We start from the raw sequence: 19,120 nt of genomic DNA on the forward strand, positions 1-19,120 counted from the left end.
TAAAGTGCCTATGCTATAATGAAAGTTGAGCAAAAAAGCTGCCGGCTGTTCGGTAAAAGAGGAGAATTTTTTCCTTGAAAGGAGCGTATTTATGTCAATTGAATTGAAAACTGGGGTCCATTTACATATCTTACCCACAAAAAAATACAAGACGATCAAAATTTATTGCCGCTTTACGACGCGCTTGCAAAAAGAAGTGATGACTAAGCGGACTTTATTGAGTAATCTATTGGAGACCAACTCATTGAATCTACCAGATCAAACTAAATTAAGCGCGCGTTTAGCCTCACTTTATGGTGCGAGTTTTGGGACGGGGGTCAGCCGCAAAGGAAATCTGCACTGGTTGAATCTCTCTTTAAATATCGTAAATGGTAAATACGTCAATAATCCGACGATCTTACCAGAAAGTGTCGCGTTTTTAAAAGAAGTTTTGTTTGAACCTAATATTCGCGACGGGAAGTTTGATCAGCAGACGTTTGATTTAGAAAAAGAAAATTTGAAAAGCTACTTAGAGAGTTTGCAAGAAGATAAGCAAACGCTGGCGTCGTTAAAATTGCAAGAGACTTACTTCAGTGATCCCGCTCAAAAGATTCCAAGCTTTGGGACAATCGCAGATTTAGAACAAGAAACGAGTGAGAGTATCGCGACTTATTATCATGAGCTATTGACCCATGATCAAGTGGATCTATTTGTGATCGGTGATGTCGAAGCAGAAGAAGTGACTGCGCTGTTTCAAGCGTTGCCATTTGAAGAACGAGAAGTGGTGCAACCGGAGATCTATTACGAACAAACACTGTGCAATATCGTCAATGAACAGCAATTGAACGAACCGGTCATCCAAGGAAAATTGAATTTGGCGTATACGACAGGCATTTACTATGAAGCGTCTGAACGATTTGCGCTGCTAGTCTTTAATGGATTGTTCGGCGGCTTCCCGCATTCAAAATTATTTATGAACGTGCGGGAAAAAGAAAGTTTAGCCTATTATGCATCTAGTTCATTTGATACGTTCCGCGGCTATTTACAAGTCCAGACAGGAATCGAAAGCCGCAACCGTACTAAAGTCTTGCATTTGATTGCGGAACAATTGAACGCGTTGCGGGCAGGAGATTTTACCGAGCTAGCTTTTGCGCAAACAAAAGCGATGTTGAAAAATCAATATTTACTTGGTTTAGACAGTCCACAAAATTTAATCGAGACTACTTACTTAGCTCAGTGGCTGCCGGGTAGTCAACTCAGCGATGAGCAATGGCTGAAACGGCTGGCTGCAGTAACGCGAGCAGATGTACAAAAAGTCGCGCGCCAACTACAATTACAAGCAATCTTTTTCTTAGATGGAGGTCAAGCAAATGGATAAACGCGTCTATAAACAACTCAACGAGACTCTTTATAAAGAAGTGTTGCCAAATGGCTTGACGGTTTATTTACTGCCAAAAGCTGATTATCACAAAACATACGGCTTGTTCAGCACGAATTATGGTTCGATCGACAATGAGTTCGTACCATTAGGAAAAAAAGATTACATCAAAGTACCAGATGGAATCGCCCATTTTTTAGAGCATAAACTATTTGAAAAAGAAGATGGTGATGTCTTTCAAAAATTTGGTGAGCAAGGCGCCTCGGCAAATGCGTTTACGAGTTTTACGCGCACGAGTTACTTGTTTTCTACGACCGATCAATTAGAACTCAATTTAACGACGTTGCTGGATTTTGTCCAAGAACCGTATTTTACAGAAGCCTCCGTTCAAAAAGAACAAGGCATCATCGGCCAAGAGATCCAAATGTATCAAGATGACCCCAACTGGCAACAATTTTTTGGGATCATCAATAATTTATATCCTAAGCATCCAGTCCACATCGATATTGCTGGTACGATCGAATCCATCAGTCAGATCACCGCAGACGATTTGTATACGTGTTACGAAACGTTTTATCATCCTAGCAATATGACATTGTTTGTGATCGGTAATTTGGAGCCGGAACAATTGATGGCTGTGATCCGCCAAAATCAAGCTGGTAAAAAATTCAAACCAGCTGAACCGATCAAACGCCGTTACCCGCAAGAAACGGCGGCAGACATCGTAACGGAAAGTCAAAAGCAGATGGCCGTAACGATTCCGAAAGCGATTTTAGGAATCAAAGGGTTAGACGCGCTGCCAGCAGACGATCGTGAACGGCTGCGTTTTAAAGTCGCCTTAGATTTATTGTTCCAGTTGCTTTTAGGAAATACTTCCCAAAACTATTTACAGCTTTACAATGAAGGATTACTAGATGATAGTTTTGGATTTGAGTTTTCACTGGATCGCGGTTTTTATTTTGCTGATTTTGGCGGTGACACGGAGCAGCCGGAAGCATTAGTAACTCGCTTGACCGCAATTTTGGAAAATTTTGCCACCGACCGTGAGCTCACGACTGAAAACCTTGAGTTGTTGAAGAAAAAACGTTTAGGAAAATATTTCCAATCGTTGAACTCATTGGAATTTATCGCGAATCAATTTACGTCTTCGTTATTTGGGGAATGGACACTGTTTGACTTGCCGGAGATCATTGACAGTATTACGATCAAAGATGTGTTAACAGCTGGCAAAGCATTCATCAAACCAGAAGCGTTCAGTCGCTTTTATATGTTGGAGGAAAAATAAATGCCTTGTGCGTTAGTGATGGGAGCCAGTGGTGATATTGGAGAAGCGATTTGTTACGAATTAGCTGAGGCTGGCTGGTCGCTTTATTGCCATTACCACCGGCAGCAAGAAAAAGTTTTAAGTTTAGTTTCAGACTTGCAGAAACGTTATCCTCAGCAAGACTTTTTTATGGTATCTTTAAATATGTTAGACGAAAGTGCGATACCGCATTTTTTGACGCAGCTTTTTCAAGTCGATGGCGTTGTTTTTGCTTCGGGTTTTACTTTTTATGAACTGTTACCTGAAACGACCGCTGATCAGATGGATGCATTGTGGCAAGTCCATGTCAAAACACCTTTGATCTTATTACAAGCGTTACAAGAAAAATTAGCGCAAAGTACGCAAGGACGGGTCGTGTTCATCGGCTCAGTCTATGGTCATCGCGGCAGTAGTATGGAGACGGTCTATAGTGCCGTCAAAGGTGCCCAAGAAGCGTTTGTTAAAGCCTACGCTAAAGAGATTGCGACTTTGGGTGTCACCTGTAACGTCGTGGCGCCTGGTGCGGTCAAGACAAAGATGAATGAAGATTGGAGTCCCGCTGAATTAGCAGAGTTGACAGCCGCGATTCCGGTGGGACGGTTAGCAGAGCCCCAAGAAGTCGCAGCGGCTTGCAACTATTTATTTTCACAAGCAGCCAGTTATACGACTGGAATCGTATTGCCGGTTTCCGGTGGCTGGATGGAATAAGGAGAAGAAAACGAGTGGCTAGTATTAATATTGGTGAAACATTACGAGAAGCCCGTAAAAAGAAAAATATCAGTTTAGATGAATTACAACAAAAAACGAAAATCCAAAAGCGCTACTTAGCAGCAATTGAAGAAAATGATTTTTCAGAGCTGCCGAGTAAGTTTTATGCACGGAATTTTATTCGGCAATATGCCGCGGCAGTCGGAGTTGATGGTCAACCATTAGTCGATGTTTATGATGGAAAAGATCAAGCACCCGTTAAAGAAAGTGAGCCTGAACATGTCGGAGTTTCTCGCAAGGTCAAACATGAAGATCCGCGAGCGCTCCGCTTACAAGCCAGTCTACCGGCCGTCGTCTTAGGTCTGATCGCAGTGGCTATCATCGCAGTCGTAGGTTATACGACTTGGTTAGACCACAAAGAAGGCAATTTGATCGCTAGTGATAGTTCGATGCAAGTTGAAGGGTCAACGGGGTTATTAAAGACGAGTAGTGAAAAAGAAAAAGCGCGAAAGGTAGCTGCTGAGAAAAAGAAAAAAGCAGCTGAAAAAGCCAAGGCGGAAGCGAAAAAAACCAAAGCTTCCAAAGAAAAAGCCAAAGCGGAAGCTGAAAAAAATAAAACACCGGAACAACGACAAGCTGAAAAAGAAGCCGCAGAAAAGAAAAAACAAGAAGCAGCTGAAGTAAAAGAACTGCGGGCCAATTTAGAAGCTGAGATGAAGAAAAAAACGAAATTCAAAGTCGAATCCAATACAGTTAGTGACATCGTGATCATGGGAAATCACATCGATAATCCAACAAAGCTGACGTTTAAGGGCAAGATCCAGCCAGTCTGGATCGGTGTGATGGTCAATAATCAATTGATCTATCAACATACTTTGCAGCCAAATGAGACGGTGGAAACTGAGATCCCAGAAGATACCGCTCAAGCATTGATCACATTGGGAGTCGCGGATCGGGCTTCTATCAAGGTCAATGATCATAAGCTGAATTTCCATCCAGGTGATTCAGTCAATCAAAAAAATATTCATTTGACTCTTTCGTATAAACCGACTGAGAAAAAGATCGATGAAGCAGTCGCAGCTCGCAAAGCCGCGCAACAGCAAGCTCGACAACAAGCCGAACAAGAAGCGCAGCAACAACAGTCGGCTCAACAGCAAGTTCAAGATCCAACCCTTGCTCAACAGCAGCAAGGGACAGTCGGACAACAAGGAGTGCAGCAACAAGGCACCGTTCAACAGCAACAAAATCAAGTCCAATCAGGACAAACCCAACAACCTGCTCAGACCACACCGCAACAAAACAACGGCTATGGTTACGGCTATGGTTACTAGGAAGGGGCAGGACAAGTGAATTTACCAAATAAGTTAACTGTGATTCGAATTTTTATGATCCCATTATTTATGGTGATCGTGTTAGGTCCGTTTGATTGGGGAACATTACAAGCGGGAGCTACGACATTGCCTGTTACCCAGCTTGTTGGTGCGATCATTTTTGCCATCGCAAGTTACACGGACCACCTAGATGGCAAGATCGCTCGAGCCCGAGGTTTGGTGACTAATTTCGGAAAATTTGCGGATCCATTAGCTGACAAGATGTTGGTGATGACGGCATTTATCATTTTAGTTGGGCAAGGAAAAGTTCCAGCTTGGGTGATCGCGATCATCGTTTGCCGTGAATTAGCGGTGACTGGTTTGCGACTTTTGATCGTCGAACAAGATGGGCAAGTCCTAGCAGCTGCTTGGCCAGGAAAAATCAAAACAGCTACTCAAATGGTGGGGATCATCCTACTTTATTTAAACAATATCCCATTTAATTTTATCGGGATTCCAATGGATCAAATCATGTTGTACACGTGTCTATTCTTCACGGTCTACTCTGGTTATGATTACTTTGCTAAAAATACAGATATTTTTAAAGGTTCGATGTAAACTGCGAAATTTTTTCGCAGTTTTTTGTTATAGTGAGAAAGTAAATGCGTATCTTAAGAAAGAAGTGGAAAAGTTGAAAGCAGAAATCATTGCAGTCGGAACAGAATTATTATTAGGTCAAGTGGTGAACACAAATGCGACTTTTTTATCAGAAGAGTTAGCAGATCTTGGCATCGAGGTCTATTACCATACGGTCGTAGGAGATAATCCGAAACGGTTAGAAGCACTGCTCCAATTAGCCGATACGCGAAGTGACTTGATCATTTTATGCGGTGGATTAGGGCCAACCGATGATGACTTGACTAAAGATGTTTTAGCAGCACATGTGGGAGTTTCCTTAGTTCAAAATGAAGCCGGCTTAATTCAATTGAATGAATTTTTTGAACGCGCACAACGGACGATGACGCCGAACAATTTACGCCAAGTTGAGACACTAGCTGATGCGATCCCATTACCTAATCGTACGGGTCTAGCGATCGGCTGTTTGTATCACGGTGAAAAAAATAATTATATTTTATTGCCTGGACCACCAAGTGAATTGAAACCGATGTTTGTAGAACAAGCCAAACCATTACTGCAAAAAGAATTTCCGAGTCATGAGAAATTGACTTCTCGCGTGTTGCGTTTTTACGGCATCGGGGAATCTTCCTTAGTAACGGAATTAGCTGACATGATCGAACACCAAAAAAATCCGACGATCGCACCATATGCCAAACCAAATGAAGTGACGTTACGGATCACGGCTAAAACAGAAGATGCATTGTCAGCCAAAACTTTATTAGACCAAGTCGAAACGGAGATCATGGCAAGAGTCGGTGAATTTTTCTATGGTTATGGCGAAAGTAATTCATTGGAACAAGTCGTAGTGGAAGCTTTGAAACAACGTCACCAGACGATCACGGCGGCTGAGAGTTTAACTGCAGGGGAGTTTCAAAGTATCATCGGGGAGATCTCTGGCGTCTCAGCAGTTTTTCCAGGTGGTTTTGTGACCTATAGTAAAGCGTTGAAAGAAAAGGTTTTAGGCGTGGATCACGAGTTGTTAGAAAAATATGGTGCAGTCAGTGCCGAATGTGCGCAAGCGATGGCTGAAAGAGCCCGTGAATTGGCTGGAACAGATTTCGCATTGTCATTTACCGGAGTAGCGGGACCAACTGCACTAGAAGATCAACCTGCTGGAACAGTCTTTATTGCGCTAGCACAAAAGGATCACCCAACCATCGTGACCGAAAACCACTTCACTCGCGACCGGGCATATGTGCGCCATAGTTCGGTAATGAAGGGCTTAGATCTAGTTCGGCGAGCAAGTTTAAGCAAAGATTAAAAATGCGAATGTTTGTTCGATTTTCGCTTGCTTTTTTACTCTGAAACCCGTAAACTAGTCTTACTGATTGAGGACACAACAAGGATTTTGTTTTTAAGATAAAGGAGGATCAGCGATTGGCAGATGATCGTAAGACAGCCTTAGATGCTGCGATGAAAAAAATTGAAAAAAGTTATGGTAAGGGTTCGATCATGAAACTAGGTGATAAGGTCGACCAACAGATCTCAACGATTCCCAGTGGTTCTTTAGCGTTAGATGTTGCGCTTGGTGTAGGTGGGTATCCCCGCGGTCGGATCGTCGAAGTTTATGGCCCAGAAAGTTCTGGTAAAACAACAGTGACGTTGCATGCGATCGCTGAAGTCCAAAAACAAGGTGGGACCGCAGCCTTTATCGATGCGGAAAATGCCTTAGACCCGCAATACGCTGAACGTCTAGGCGTGAATATTGATGAGCTATTACTTTCTCAGCCGGATACAGGTGAACAAGGCTTAGAGATCGCCGATGCATTAGTCTCTAGTGGTGCGATCGATATTTTAGTCGTCGATTCAGTGGCAGCGTTAGTACCTCGAGCTGAGATCGAAGGCGAGATGGGAGATACGCATGTTGGGTTACAAGCTCGTTTGATGTCTCAAGCTTTGCGTAAATTATCTGGTTCGATCAATAAGACGAAGACGATCGCGATCTTCATCAACCAAATCCGGGAAAAAGTCGGCGTTATGTTCGGAAATCCTGAGACGACACCTGGTGGGCGAGCATTGAAATTTTATTCAACGGTTCGTCTAGAAGTTCGGCGAGCAGAACAATTGAAAAACGGGACGGATATCGTCGGAAACCGCACGAAGATCAAAGTCGTGAAAAATAAAGTTGCGCCGCCATTTAGAATTGCTGAAGTCGATATCATGTACGGTCAAGGGATCTCACAAGAAGGTGAGCTTTTGGATATGGCGGTTGAAAAAGATATCGTCGATAAGAGTGGTGCTTGGTATGGCTATAAAGAAGATCGGATCGGCCAAGGGCGTGAAAACGCTAAACGCTATTTGACTGAACATCCTGAAATGATGCAAGAGATCTCAGAACGTGTTCGAGCAGCTTATGGGATCGGTGAACCGGTGGAAGAAGCTAAAGCCACTGAACCAGAAAAAGCAGCTAAGTCGGATAAGCCTAACAAAGCGAGCAAAGTCCAAGCTGAGTTACCATTAGAAAAATAAAAGAACATTCCCAGCTACGAATGAGATAATCAGTAGCTGGGATTTTTGTGATGTGTTGCAGGTCGTGGATTCAAACTTCCAAAAGTGATTTTGCAGAGTTCAGCTAATTTCTTTAGTTTTTTTATTAGACGAAATTTCAGATTAAAACCGCTTACGATTGCGTGAAATAAAGTTGACACGCTATCTGACAAACATTAGAATAAAGTTGTGTGAATACACACAACTGCAAGTAGGCAGGTTGATAAGATTGATTATGTTATCAAAAAACTACAGATAACAACATAGATAGTACGGAGGTGGATTCAATGTTAGTTCCGATTCTCCTCGCTATCATCGGTTTAATTGTCGGTCTTGGTTTAGGATTCATGGTGGCTAAACAGCGCCATGAAAAAGAAATTGAAGGGGCGCAAAACTCAGCTAAAGGGATTATTTCTCACGCAAATAAAGAGGCAGAGACCTTAAAAAAAGAAGCTTTGTTAGAAGCCAAAGAAGAAAACCAGCAGTATCGAGCACAAATTGAAAGTGAGTTGAAAGAAAGCAAAGCAGAATTGAAACAGCAAGAAAATCGTTTGCTGCAACGCGAGCAGACGTTAGATCGCAAAGATGATTCGCTTGAAAAACGGGAAAACTCACTAGAAGAAAAAGAAACAAAACTCAGTGCGAGACAGCAATTAATTGACGAGCGAGACAAAGAAGTTGAACAACTGATTGAACAACAACAAGCAAAACTCGAACAAGTCGCAGCTTTATCAAAAGAAGAAGCAAAAGATGTGATCATGAAGTCGACTGAAGAAGAATTAAATCACGAGTTGACAGTCATGGTCAAAGAATCTGAACAACGCGCCAAAGAAGAAGCTGATCGCAAAGCGAAAAACTTATTAGCGATGGCGATCCAACGGTGCGGTGCGGATACCGTTTCTGAGACAACTGTTTCAGTCGTGACGTTACCAAATGATGAGATGAAAGGCCGGATCATCGGTCGAGAAGGGCGTAATATTCGGACATTAGAAACGTTGACTGGAATCGACCTAATCATCGATGATACGCCAGAAGCTGTCGTCTTATCTGGCTTTGATCCGATTCGCCGCGAGATCGCGCGGATGACGTTGGAGAAATTGATCCAAGATGGACGGATCCATCCTGCTCGGATCGAAGAGATGGTGGAAAAATCTCGGAAAGAAATGGATGAACGGATTCGGGAATATGGTGAGCAAGCCGCCTTTGAAGTGGGCGCTCATACACTCCATCCTGATCTGATCAAGATCTTAGGTCGTCTACATTTCAGAACGAGTTATGGTCAAAATGTCTTAGATCACTCAGTCGAAGTCGCAAAATTGACTGGCGTACTAGCTGCCGAATTGGGCGAAGACGTTCAATTAGCTCAGCGTGCCGGCTTGCTTCATGATATCGGGAAAGCATTAGACCATGAAATCGAAGGCTCTCACGTCGAGATCGGCGCCGAGTTAGCGGCTAAATACCGTGAAAATCCGATCGTTGTGAATGCGATCGCTTCCCATCATGGAGACACTGAAGCAACTTCTGTGATCTCGGTTCTAGTTGCGGCAGCCGATGCAGTATCTGCAGCTCGACCAGGAGCCCGCAGTGAATCATTGGAAAATTATATTCGCCGATTGGAAAATCTAGAACACATTTCTAACAGTTTTGATGGAGTCGAATCTAGTTTTGCAGTCCAAGCAGGACGCGAAGTCCGCGTGATGGTTAAACCAGATAAGATTTCTGATTTAGATGCGGTTCGCCTTGTGCGCGACATCCGGCGCAAGATCGAAGATGAACTGGATTATCCAGGCCACATCAAGATCACGGTCATTCGTGAGACTCGTGCGACCGATTATGCGAAATAAATACAAAATAAAATTTCTCTTTTTTTGAGAAGCGAGAATGATCAAGTTGAGTTATCAACGGATCGGTCTCGCTTTTTCTTTTTGTCTAACGCGTCTTTACGCTATACTGAAAGTAAGAGGATCAGAAAAGCTTTTTTCTGCAATCTTTGGTACAATGAAAAACAATTTGACACATTAGAGGAGTCGAACAATTTTGAAAACACGAATAACTACGCTCGGTCAGTGGCTAAAACGTTATTCTTTGCTCTTAAAAATCATTTTCTTTGGGATCGTTTTGTTTTTCGTCGCTAATCAAGTGACCCATATTGCTCACGGGATGAGTTGGGAGACGGTCTGGCAGACGATCAGTCAGCAAAATCGCTGGGCTTTGGTAGGGATGATCTTAGTCGGGCTCGTTGGCGTTTTGCCGATGCTGCTGTATGATTTAGTGACGATCATCGTCTTAGAAGCTGAAGGTCGTGCGAAAATGAGACGCAAAGAATGGTTCGTTGCAGCTTGGACGACGAATACGATCAACAATCTCGCTGGCTTTGGCGGCGTTGTGGGTGCCAGTTTGCGCTCGAATTTTTATGGGAAAGGGCTCAAAAAGAAAAAAGTGTTAGCGACGGTTTCTAAAGTTGCACTTTTCATGCTAGCGGGCTTATCTTTATTAGCGTTGATCACAGCTGTGGATTTATTTTTCTTTCGAACCGATAATCCGTTTGTCCACTATCGCTTTTGGCTACTAGCAGGAGGAGCTTTTGCACCGTTGCTCTTAGGAGTCGTTTACAGTCGACGTAAAACATTGTTTAAAGAATTTACGTTGAAACAAATTTTAGGTTTGTACGTAGCTTCCTTAGGACAATGGGGCGGTGCTTTGCTAGTCTTTTTACTTGTCGGAAAATTGATGGGCGTACAACTAGCGCTAAGTGCGGTCTACCCAATGTTTGTGATCGCTACCGGTCTGGGGATGCTGACGATGGTCCCAGGCGGTGCTGGAACATTTGATGTCATGATGATCTTAGGGTTAGGGCATTTAGGCTTAGAGCAAAGTGTCGCCGTCGTGTGGATCTTATTTTATCGGATCTTTTATTACTTGATTCCGTTTATTACCGGGTTAGTTCTCTTTAGTTTAAATGCGGGAGTCAAGTTGAATCGGTACTTTGACAACTTGCCGCGGGTACTATCACAAAAAATTTCTCACAGAGTCTTAGTAGTGGCCGTTTATTTTGCGGGGATCATGATGGTCTTGCTTTCGACGTTTACTAATTTATCCAATCTCAGCCGCTTGTTCCAAGTCTTGCTGCCTTTTTCTTTCAACTTTTTAGATCAAACATTGAATCTTTTGATCGGTTTTTTGCTGTTGGGCTTGGCGCGAGGACTGTCACAAAAAGTTGCCAAAGCATTTTGGCCAACGATCGTCTTGTTAGCGTTTGGGATCATTAATACGATTGCAAAAACGGCTTCGATCCGGCTGATCGTCGTTTACGTGTTGATCTTACTCGCTGTTTGGGGTTCGCGCAAAGAATTTTATCGGCAGAAGTTTGTGTATTCATGGAGCGGGTTAGTAGTGGATGGCTTACTGTTTGGCTCGCTATTTGTGTTTTATGCAGTGGCGGGATACCACAGTGGGCAAGTCTGGCGGAGTGCTTCGATGCCGGCTAAATATTTCACCTTCCCTTCAGAAGAGATCTGGGTCTCAGGGGTTCTCGGAGTGATTTTATCGATTTTGTGCTTGGCACTGTTGTATTATTATTTGGCAGAAAGTGAAGCAGAAGTCGGTGTGGCTTGGGACAGTCGACGATTCAATTATTTAATCAGCCACTTTGGCGGTACGGCAGCGAGCCATTACTTAAAGCTGCCCGGCTATCATTATTACTACTACCAAGAAAATGGTAATGATCAAGTCGTGTTTGGTTTCCAGATCAAAGCGAATAAATGTTTCGTCTTAGGTGATCCGATCGGCGATCCTGAAAAAAAACGCGCCGCAACGTTAGCATTTTTACAACATGCGGATCGCTTAGGCTATGAGTTAGCTTTTTATAAAATCTCAGAAGAATACGTCATCTTGTTACACGACTTTGGCTTCCACTTTGATAAGATCGGGGAAAATGGCGTGACGGAATTTGCGCGTCATGAACATGAAGTTTTCGCTGAACGATTTGAATTTAAAAAATTGACGAACGAAGGCTATCACTTCAGCTATTTTGAAAAAGTCCCGGTGGAAGTCTTGCCGGAGCTAAAAGCGATCTCAGATGAATGGTTGAACGGTCAAAAAGAAAAATTTTTCTCGGTGGGTCGCTTTGAGGAAGACTATCTAAAAGCTAGCCAGATCGGGATCGCTCGCGATGGTGAAAATCAGATCGTGGGGTTTATCACCAAACAACCAATCGATGCGACGCGCTGTTCTTACGATTTAGTGCGCTACAAAAAAACAGCACCTCCTGAGCTGGCGGGCTTTTTGCAAATGCATTTGATGGATGCCTTGAAAAAAGAAGGGATCCAACAAGTTTATCAAGGCATGGCACCGCTCGCGAATGTCGGGGAGACATCCTTTTCGTTTTTAGGGGAACGCGTGATGAATTTGATTTATCGTTACGGGAATTCCTTTTACGCTTTTCAACAAGTTACCGAAGAAAAAGCCGTCTCAGTCGATTATTGGCGGCCACGTTTTTTTGCTTACATGAAATCAAGTAGTTTTTTATTTTCAGCCTTGCAATTGCTACTTTTGATCGGTCGAGGCAAGAACAAAGGTCCAACGTTAAAAGAAGAAATGATCGAAGTCTAACAAAAGCTGTTTTGAGAGTCTGACTTTCAAGACAGCTTTTTAATTGTGTGTTGACAGAGGAAATTCTCAGTACTTTTTGTAAAATTTTAGCTAGCGAAACTAAAAAACCATGCTACAATGAGAGATAAATAAAAAGTTTGAACGGGTGAGTAAATGGAAGTCATGGAGAAAGCACCTGCGAAGATCAACTTGGGGCTCGATGTGTTAGGCAAGCGCCCTGATGGCTTACATGAGCTGTCAATGGTGATGGCCAGCATTGATCTTGCAGATCATTTATATTTGGAAGAGATCCCCGAAAATAAAATCCTCATTGAGACCAACAAAGCTTTCTTGCCGACTGATAAAAAAAATCATGTCTATGAAGCCTTGGAATTAGTCAAGGAACGTTTTCAGATCACTACCGGGGTCAAAGTCAAGATCCACAAACAAATTCCAGTAGCAGCTGGACTTGGCGGCGGATCGACGGATTCAGCCGCTGCTTTGCGCGCGGCTAATCGTTTATGGCAATTGAAATTATCGCGCGCGCAACTAGCGGATCTTGGCGCTGAAGTCGGCTCAGATGTACCGTATTGTGTTTATAGTCAGACTGCTTTAGTAGAAGGTTTCGGTGAAAAAGTCACGCTACTGCCTTCAATGCCGCAATGCTGGGTCGTGGTCGTCAAACCAAAGATGAGTGTGTCGACACGGACGATCTTTGCGCAAGTGGAAATGGAGCAGCTCCATCATCCAGATATCGCAGCACTCGTTAAGGCGATCGAGTCCAATGATTACCGGCAGATGACTCAAGAATTGGGAAACTCGTTAGAAGCGGTCACCATCAAAAAACATCCCATCATTCAACAGATCAAAGACCGGATGTTACGCTTTGGCGCAGATGCCGCGATGATGAGTGGTAGTGGGCCCACTGTTTACGCTTTGTGTCGCAAACATTCACGCGCGCAACATATTTACAATGCCTTGAAAGGTTTTTGCGATGAAGTTTATCTTGTGCGGACCTTAAAGTAAGACTCAGTTGTGACTGGGTCTTTTTTGGTGGAGTCTAGCTCCACGAACTAGCACCCCGTGGAAATAAGTTGGAAACCCATAGTAAAAAATACGTTGAGTCTCTAACTTATTTTGCGAGCAGAATGAGTTCGCTCAACTTCTCTTAGAGACACTCACGTTTTTTAAATGAAAAATAACGAAAGATAGAAGTAGTTAGCTATAAAAAATCGCGAACATATGAAAAACAAAACATATCTTTTACGATCTGATGCGCTTTATTTTTGGTAAAACGTAAATTTTACGCTTTATGTTGACGGATAGAAAAACATCTGCTACATTTTTAGGTATCATGAAAAAATGGAGCGAGAAGATGAGACGATCAAAATTATTATTGAGTTTATTGCTGGTAACAGCCGGGACGCTTTTTAGCGCGTGTGGCAAGCAAGAAGACTCAGCTGCGAAAAATGAAAAAATTCAAGTAGTGACGACTTTTTATCCTATGTATGAATTCACGAAACAAGTTGTCGGTGATCAAGGAAAAGTCGAGTTGTTGATCCCAGCTGGTACCGAGCCGCATGACTTTGAACCGTCTGCGAAAGATTTAGCAAAAATCGCCGATGCTGACGCGTTTGTCTACAACAGTCCCGAGCTCGAGACTTGGACGAAAGATTTAGCCAACAGTATTGATAAAAAGCAGACGACGATCATTGAAGCTGCTAAAGGGATTGATTTAATGGCAGGTACAAAAGCAGAAGATGAGCACGACCACGCCGAAGACGAAAAAGCGGAGCATGAGCATGAAGGTCATGAGCATAATCATGAGCTTGATCCTCACGTTTGGCTCGATCCTGTTTTAGCAAGCCAAGAAGTTGAAACGATCTGTCAGCAGTTGAGCCAAAAATATCCGAAAGAGCAAGCGACTTTTGAAAAAAATGCTGCCGCCTACCAGAAAAAATTAGCTGCTTTGGATCAAGAATACCAAACAGCGTTTAAAACTGCTCAAAATAAAACCTTTGTGACACAACACGCGGCATTTGGTTATTTAGCAAAACAGTATGGCTTGACCCAAGAAGCCATCTCCGGTGTTTCACCGGATCAGGAACCATCACCAGCTCGTGTTAGTGAATTGAAGCATTATGTTGAAGAACACGATGTTAAAGTGATCTACTTTGAAGAAAATGCAACTTCAAAAGTAGCTGAGACATTGTCTAAAGAAACGGGCGTGCGGTTGGAAGTTTTGAATCCGTTAGAAAGTTTGACGACAAAACAAATCAAAGCGGGCGAAGATTATATATCGGTGATGGAAGCTAATAAAAAGGCGTTACAAGAAAGTATCAAGTAGTAGAAGTTATTAAAGGGGGAATTGTGTTGTCTTATATCAAGGTAGAAGACCTTTCCTTTTACTATGACAATGAGCCGGTCTTACAAGATGTTTCGTATCACGTAGACCCAGGAGAATTTGTCATCCTAACCGGAGAAAATGGTGCCGCTAAATCGACGCTGGTCAAAGCAACATTGGGCTTGTTGAAACCCAGCAGTGGAAAAGTGGTGATCGCAAAAGAAAATACAGCTGGTGAAAAGTTAAGTATCGGTTACATTCCGCAGCAGATCGCTTCATTCAATGTCGGCTTTCCTAGTACCGTATTAGAGTTAGTCAATTCAGGACGTTTTTCTCGGGGCCGTTGGTTCAAAAAATTGACGCCACGAGATCATGCCCATGTAAAAAAAGCGTTGGAATCAGTTGATATGTGGCAGATGCGGCACAAACGGATCGGGGAATTATCCGGTGGACAAAAGCAGCGGATCTCACTAGCTCGCGTGTTTGCTAAAGATCCGGATCTTTTTATTTTAGATGAACCGACGACGGGAATGGACGAAAAGTCACGGAATAATTTTTATGAATTACTCCAACACAGTGCCCACCATCATGGCAAAAGTATTTTAATGATCACCCACGATCATGAAGATACGAAACAATATGTCGATCGGCAAATCCGGTTGGTCCGAAAGGAGAATTCGCAATGGCGTTGCTTTCATATGAATTCATGAGACGAGCTTTTTTGGCGGCGATCTTTATTGCGGGGATCGCGCCGATGCTGGGTGTCTTTTTAGTTATCCGCCGGCAGTCGCTGATGGCCGATACCTTGTCGCACGTTTCATTAGCAGGGGTGGCATTGGGTTTTTTCTTCAATTTAAATCCAACGTGGACCACACTACTAGTAGTGGTGATCGCAGCCATCATTTTAGAATATTTACAAAACATGTATAGTTCTTACTCCGAGATCTCGATTGCGATTTTAATGGCAGCTGGTCTGGCTTTAGCGCTGGTGCTGATGAGTTTGGCACCGGGGAGTTCTGCCGTCAGCATTCAATCGTATTTGTTTGGTTCGATCGTGACGATTACTTGGAGCCAAGTGATTTTTCTTGCCGTTTTAGTTGTATTGATCGGCATTTTATTCCTCTTATTCCGTCGGCCGATGTACGTGTTGACCTTTGATGAAGATACAGCGGCGATGGATGGATTACCCGTTCGACAAATGTCCATGATCTTTAACGTTGTGACAGGGATCGCGATCGCAATTATGATCCCGATCGCGGGTGCCTTGTTGATCTCAGCGATTATGGTCTTACCGGCTGCCATTGGGATGCGCGTTGGCAAAAGCTTTAAAACGGTCATCTTAGTCAGCATCATTGTCGGCTTCATTGGGATGATCGGTGGACTGCTAGGTTCGTATTATTTAGATACGCCACCGGGAGCGACGATCACGTTAGGTTTTATCGCGTTGTTTTTAATCTTGAACCTGATTCGCCAAACTGTGATTGCTTCAAGACGAAAAAAAAATCAACAAAGTTAAAATGCAGCAAAAAAACAAGCGAGGAGTAGCGTCTTATGCTTGTTTTTTATGTGTTTGTTGAGCAAGAAAATAAATAAAAGTTTAAGGTCAGCCTTTTGATCGGAATGTTCGGCTGGCATTTCTCATCTCTCAGCCATAAAAGCCGAACTTTTTTTCAAAGATTACGGAAAATGCTCGAATTTTTTCAGCAGAACCCTTATAATGAAAAACGATGAATTTTAGAATAGGAGTGAAGAATTTGAAAGTTCGCCGGAGTGAACGTTTGATTGATATGACCCAATACTTATTGGAGCATCCCCATGACTTGATCCCATTGACTTTTTTTGCCGAACGATACAGTTCTGCCAAATCATCCATCAGTGAAGATCTTGCGATCGTGAAAAAAACCTTTAAAGAAAGAGGGACCGGTTTTTTAGAAACGATTCCAGGCGCTGCAGGCGGCGTCGTATTCACGCCCAGCATCACAAAAGAACAAGCCCATACCTACATAGAATCGTTAGCTGAACGTCTGTCAGAAGAAGATCGACTGCTGCCTGGGGGGTATGTGTATCTGTCAGACATGCTAGGCCAGCCGGATCTTTTACGGATGATCGGCCGGATTATCGCCGCACTGTATGATGATAAAGAGATCGATGCTGTAATGACGGTCGCAACAAAAGGTGTTCCGATCGCTCAGGCGGTCTCTTATTATTTGAATGCGCCATTTGTCATTGTGCGTCGTGATTCTAAGATCACAGAAGGTTCAACCGTCAGTGTCAATTATGTTTCGGGTTCATCTGAGCGAATTGAAAAAATGGAACTTTCCAAACGCAGCTTGCCGCGAGGATCGAAAGTCTTGATCGTTGACGACTTTATGAAAGGCGGCGGAACGGTCAACGGGATGAAGAGTTTGATCGAAGAGTTTGAAGCGGAACTGGTAGGGATCACAGTCTTTGCTGAATCCCGTTTCAAAGGCGAACGCGCGATCAACGATTACAATTCATTGCTGTATGTCAAAGATGTCGACACAGCGACAAAAACGATCACGGTCGTACCCGGTAATTGTTTCAACGAATAAAAAATAGCGGAAGACTCAAGATCGTTAAAAATTTTGGGTCGGCCGTTTTTTGCTTTTGGCTTAAGAGTACGTTAAACTTGAAAGAGAGAAAAGTTTAGGAGTGACCAACTTGGAAAAGAGATACGCGATTATTTTAGCCGCCGGAAAAGGCACGCGCATGAAATCAAAATTATATAAAGTTCTACATCCAGTTGCTGGCAAGCCAATGGTAGAACATATCATTGAACGAGTGATCGAGACAAAGCCGGAACAGATCGTGACGATTGTCGGCTACGGTGCCGAGAAAGTTAAAGAACAATTGGGCGATCGCAGTGAATATGCATTGCAAGAAAAACAATTAGGAACGGGGCACGCCGTTTTACAAGCCGCTGAATTTTTAAAAGATAAAACTGGTACGACACTGGTGATCAGTGGGGATACACCACTTTTGACTAGTCAAACATTAGATAATTTATTTGCTTATCATCAAGGGAAAAATGCTAGTGCTACGGTGCTGACAGCTCATGCAGAAGATCCGACTGGTTATGGTCGGATCGTGCGGGATCATGTCGGGATTGTTGAAAAAATCGTTGAGCAAAAAGATGCGAACGAACAAGAAGCCGCGATCCAAGAGATCAACACCGGCACGTATTGTTTTGACAATGAAGAATTGTTCAATGCATTAGCTAAGATCGGTACGTCCAATGCGCAAGGTGAATATTATTTGACGGACATCATTGAGATCTTGAAAAACGAAGGCAAAACCGTAGCCGCTTACCAAACGGCAGATTTTAATGAATCATTAGGCGTCAATGATCGGGTGGCGTTAGCTAAAGCGAATGAATTGATGCGCGAACGGATCAATCACCAACACATGGTGGCAGGAGTCAGCTTGATCGATCCTAAAACGACTTACATTGACGCAGATGTTCAGATCGGAGCAGATACTGTGATCGAACCAAATGTGCAGTTGCGTGGGACGACGGTGATTGGTGAAGATTGCCTCATCGGTGCAAACTCGAAGATCGTCAACAGCACGCTGGAAAGTAATGTTGAGATCAAAACTTCGGTTGTCGAGGAAAGTGTTGTGCGCGCATTTGCAGACGTGGGACCTTACGCACACTTACGGCCAAAAGCAGATGTCGGTCAACACGTTCATATCGGAAACTTTGTCGAAGTAAAAAAAGCGACCATCGGCGAACATACGAAAGTCGGTCATTTAACATATGTGGGCGACGCAACGCTTGGCAAAGACATCAATGTCGGCTGCGGCGTGGTTTTTGTCAATTACGATGGTAAAAACAAACACCATACAACGGTTGGTGATCATGTCTTTATCGGTTCCAGCACGAACATCATCGCACCCGTTGAAATCGAAAGCGACAGCGTGACGGCTGCTGGTTCAACCATTACCGACAACATCAAAAAAGGGGACTTAGCGATTGCGCGAGCCCGCCAAGTCAATAAGACAGGTTATGCTTCCCACTTACCATTTTAAAATCAAAATCACAGACAGCTGTCTGTGATTCAGACTGTAGACAAAAGATTCATAGAAGGTGTAGAAATCCAATTTCTACGCCTTTTTTGTACGCTCTACTATATGTAAGTTCAAAAAAAGCAAAAAAAATAAAGGCCTACTGCCTTTTGTATAACCATGTTGCTAGTTTTTTTAAATTCATGGCAGCCGCAACAAGCATCGTATGCACGGTGACTTTTTCCAAGCCTCGATACTTTGTCCAGCGCATCCTATGCTTTTCTTTCATATCTGCGAACTCACGCTCAATCGTTTCT

16 protein-coding genes are annotated in these 19,120 nt (G+C 43.2%); 15 read left to right on the plus strand and 1 reads right to left on the minus strand.

Annotation, left to right across the window (positions count from 1 at the left end; all coding sequences use genetic code 11):
* The first annotated feature begins 91 nt into the window (after positions 1-91).
* The 15 genes from yfmF (at position 92) to glmU (ending at position 18,827) form a co-directional block, all read left to right on the plus strand.
* Positions 92-1,357: an EF-P 5-aminopentanol modification-associated protein YfmF gene (gene yfmF / locus GVJ38_RS02030; protein ID WP_159721504.1), complete on the plus strand. Its 1,266-nt coding sequence runs from the start codon at positions 92-94 to the stop codon at positions 1,355-1,357.
* On the plus strand, positions 1,350-2,642 hold the full coding sequence (gene yfmH, locus GVJ38_RS02035; RefSeq protein WP_159721505.1) for an EF-P 5-aminopentanol modification-associated protein YfmH: 1,293 nt from the start codon (positions 1,350-1,352) through the stop codon (positions 2,640-2,642). Before yfmF ends, yfmH begins: the two co-directional genes overlap by 8 nt.
* A complete protein-coding gene (gene ymfI, locus GVJ38_RS02040; protein WP_159721506.1) occupies positions 2,643-3,368 on the plus strand; it encodes an elongation factor P 5-aminopentanone reductase in 726 nt (241 codons plus the stop codon).
* 14 nt (positions 3,369-3,382) lie between these two features.
* Complete coding sequence (locus GVJ38_RS02045) at positions 3,383-4,699, plus strand: helix-turn-helix domain-containing protein (RefSeq protein ID WP_159721507.1); 1,317 nt, start codon at positions 3,383-3,385, stop codon at positions 4,697-4,699.
* Between the two features lie 15 nt (positions 4,700-4,714).
* Positions 4,715-5,296: a CDP-diacylglycerol--glycerol-3-phosphate 3-phosphatidyltransferase gene (gene pgsA / locus GVJ38_RS02050; protein WP_159721508.1), complete on the plus strand. Its 582-nt coding sequence runs from the start codon at positions 4,715-4,717 to the stop codon at positions 5,294-5,296.
* Between the two features lie 73 nt (positions 5,297-5,369).
* The gene (locus GVJ38_RS02055) at positions 5,370-6,617 is read left to right on the plus strand and encodes a competence/damage-inducible protein A (RefSeq protein ID WP_159721509.1); all 1,248 of its coding nucleotides are present in this window, start codon (positions 5,370-5,372) and stop codon (positions 6,615-6,617) included.
* Positions 6,618-6,733: 116 nt separating this feature from the next.
* Entirely contained in the window at positions 6,734-7,825 is a 1,092-nt protein-coding gene (recA, locus tag GVJ38_RS02060) for a recombinase RecA (RefSeq protein WP_268839978.1), read from the plus strand.
* A gap of 305 nt (positions 7,826-8,130) precedes the next feature.
* Entirely contained in the window at positions 8,131-9,687 is a 1,557-nt protein-coding gene (gene rny, locus GVJ38_RS02065) for a ribonuclease Y (protein ID WP_159721510.1), read from the plus strand.
* A gap of 193 nt (positions 9,688-9,880) precedes the next feature.
* Positions 9,881-12,454 (plus strand): bifunctional lysylphosphatidylglycerol flippase/synthetase MprF, encoded by a 2,574-nt coding sequence (gene mprF / locus GVJ38_RS02070; RefSeq protein WP_442895993.1) that lies wholly within the window; start codon positions 9,881-9,883, stop codon positions 12,452-12,454.
* A 153-nt stretch (positions 12,455-12,607) separates the two neighbouring features.
* The gene (gene ispE, locus GVJ38_RS02075) at positions 12,608-13,459 is read left to right on the plus strand and encodes a 4-(cytidine 5'-diphospho)-2-C-methyl-D-erythritol kinase (protein ID WP_159721511.1); all 852 of its coding nucleotides are present in this window, start codon (positions 12,608-12,610) and stop codon (positions 13,457-13,459) included.
* Positions 13,460-13,808: 349 nt separating this feature from the next.
* Positions 13,809-14,780 carry a metal ABC transporter substrate-binding protein gene (locus GVJ38_RS02080; protein WP_159721512.1) on the plus strand — a complete coding sequence of 324 codons (972 nt, stop codon included), beginning with the start codon at positions 13,809-13,811 and terminating at the stop codon, positions 14,778-14,780.
* A gap of 26 nt (positions 14,781-14,806) precedes the next feature.
* Entirely contained in the window at positions 14,807-15,487 is a 681-nt protein-coding gene (locus GVJ38_RS02085; RefSeq protein WP_159721513.1) for a metal ABC transporter ATP-binding protein, read from the plus strand.
* Positions 15,460-16,293: a metal ABC transporter permease gene (locus tag GVJ38_RS02090; protein WP_159721514.1), complete on the plus strand. Its 834-nt coding sequence runs from the start codon at positions 15,460-15,462 to the stop codon at positions 16,291-16,293. The genes GVJ38_RS02085 and GVJ38_RS02090 overlap by 28 nt, the downstream gene beginning before the upstream one ends.
* Positions 16,294-16,531: 238 nt before the next feature.
* Complete coding sequence (gene purR / locus GVJ38_RS02095; protein WP_159721515.1) at positions 16,532-17,350, plus strand: pur operon repressor; 819 nt, start codon at positions 16,532-16,534, stop codon at positions 17,348-17,350.
* Positions 17,351-17,459: 109 nt separating this feature from the next.
* Complete coding sequence (glmU, locus tag GVJ38_RS02100; RefSeq protein WP_159721516.1) at positions 17,460-18,827, plus strand: bifunctional UDP-N-acetylglucosamine diphosphorylase/glucosamine-1-phosphate N-acetyltransferase GlmU; 1,368 nt, start codon at positions 17,460-17,462, stop codon at positions 18,825-18,827.
* 136 nt (positions 18,828-18,963) lie between these two features.
* Here the strand turns inward: glmU and GVJ38_RS02105 are convergent.
* Positions 18,964-19,120, minus strand: a 157-nt coding sequence (locus GVJ38_RS02105; RefSeq protein ID WP_200849435.1) for a transposase, incomplete at its 5' end; no start/stop codon positions are given.

The sequence above is a fragment of the Enterococcus sp. CSURQ0835 genome (assembly GCF_902706605.1).
GTDB lineage: Bacteria > Bacillota > Bacilli > Lactobacillales > Enterococcaceae > Enterococcus_A.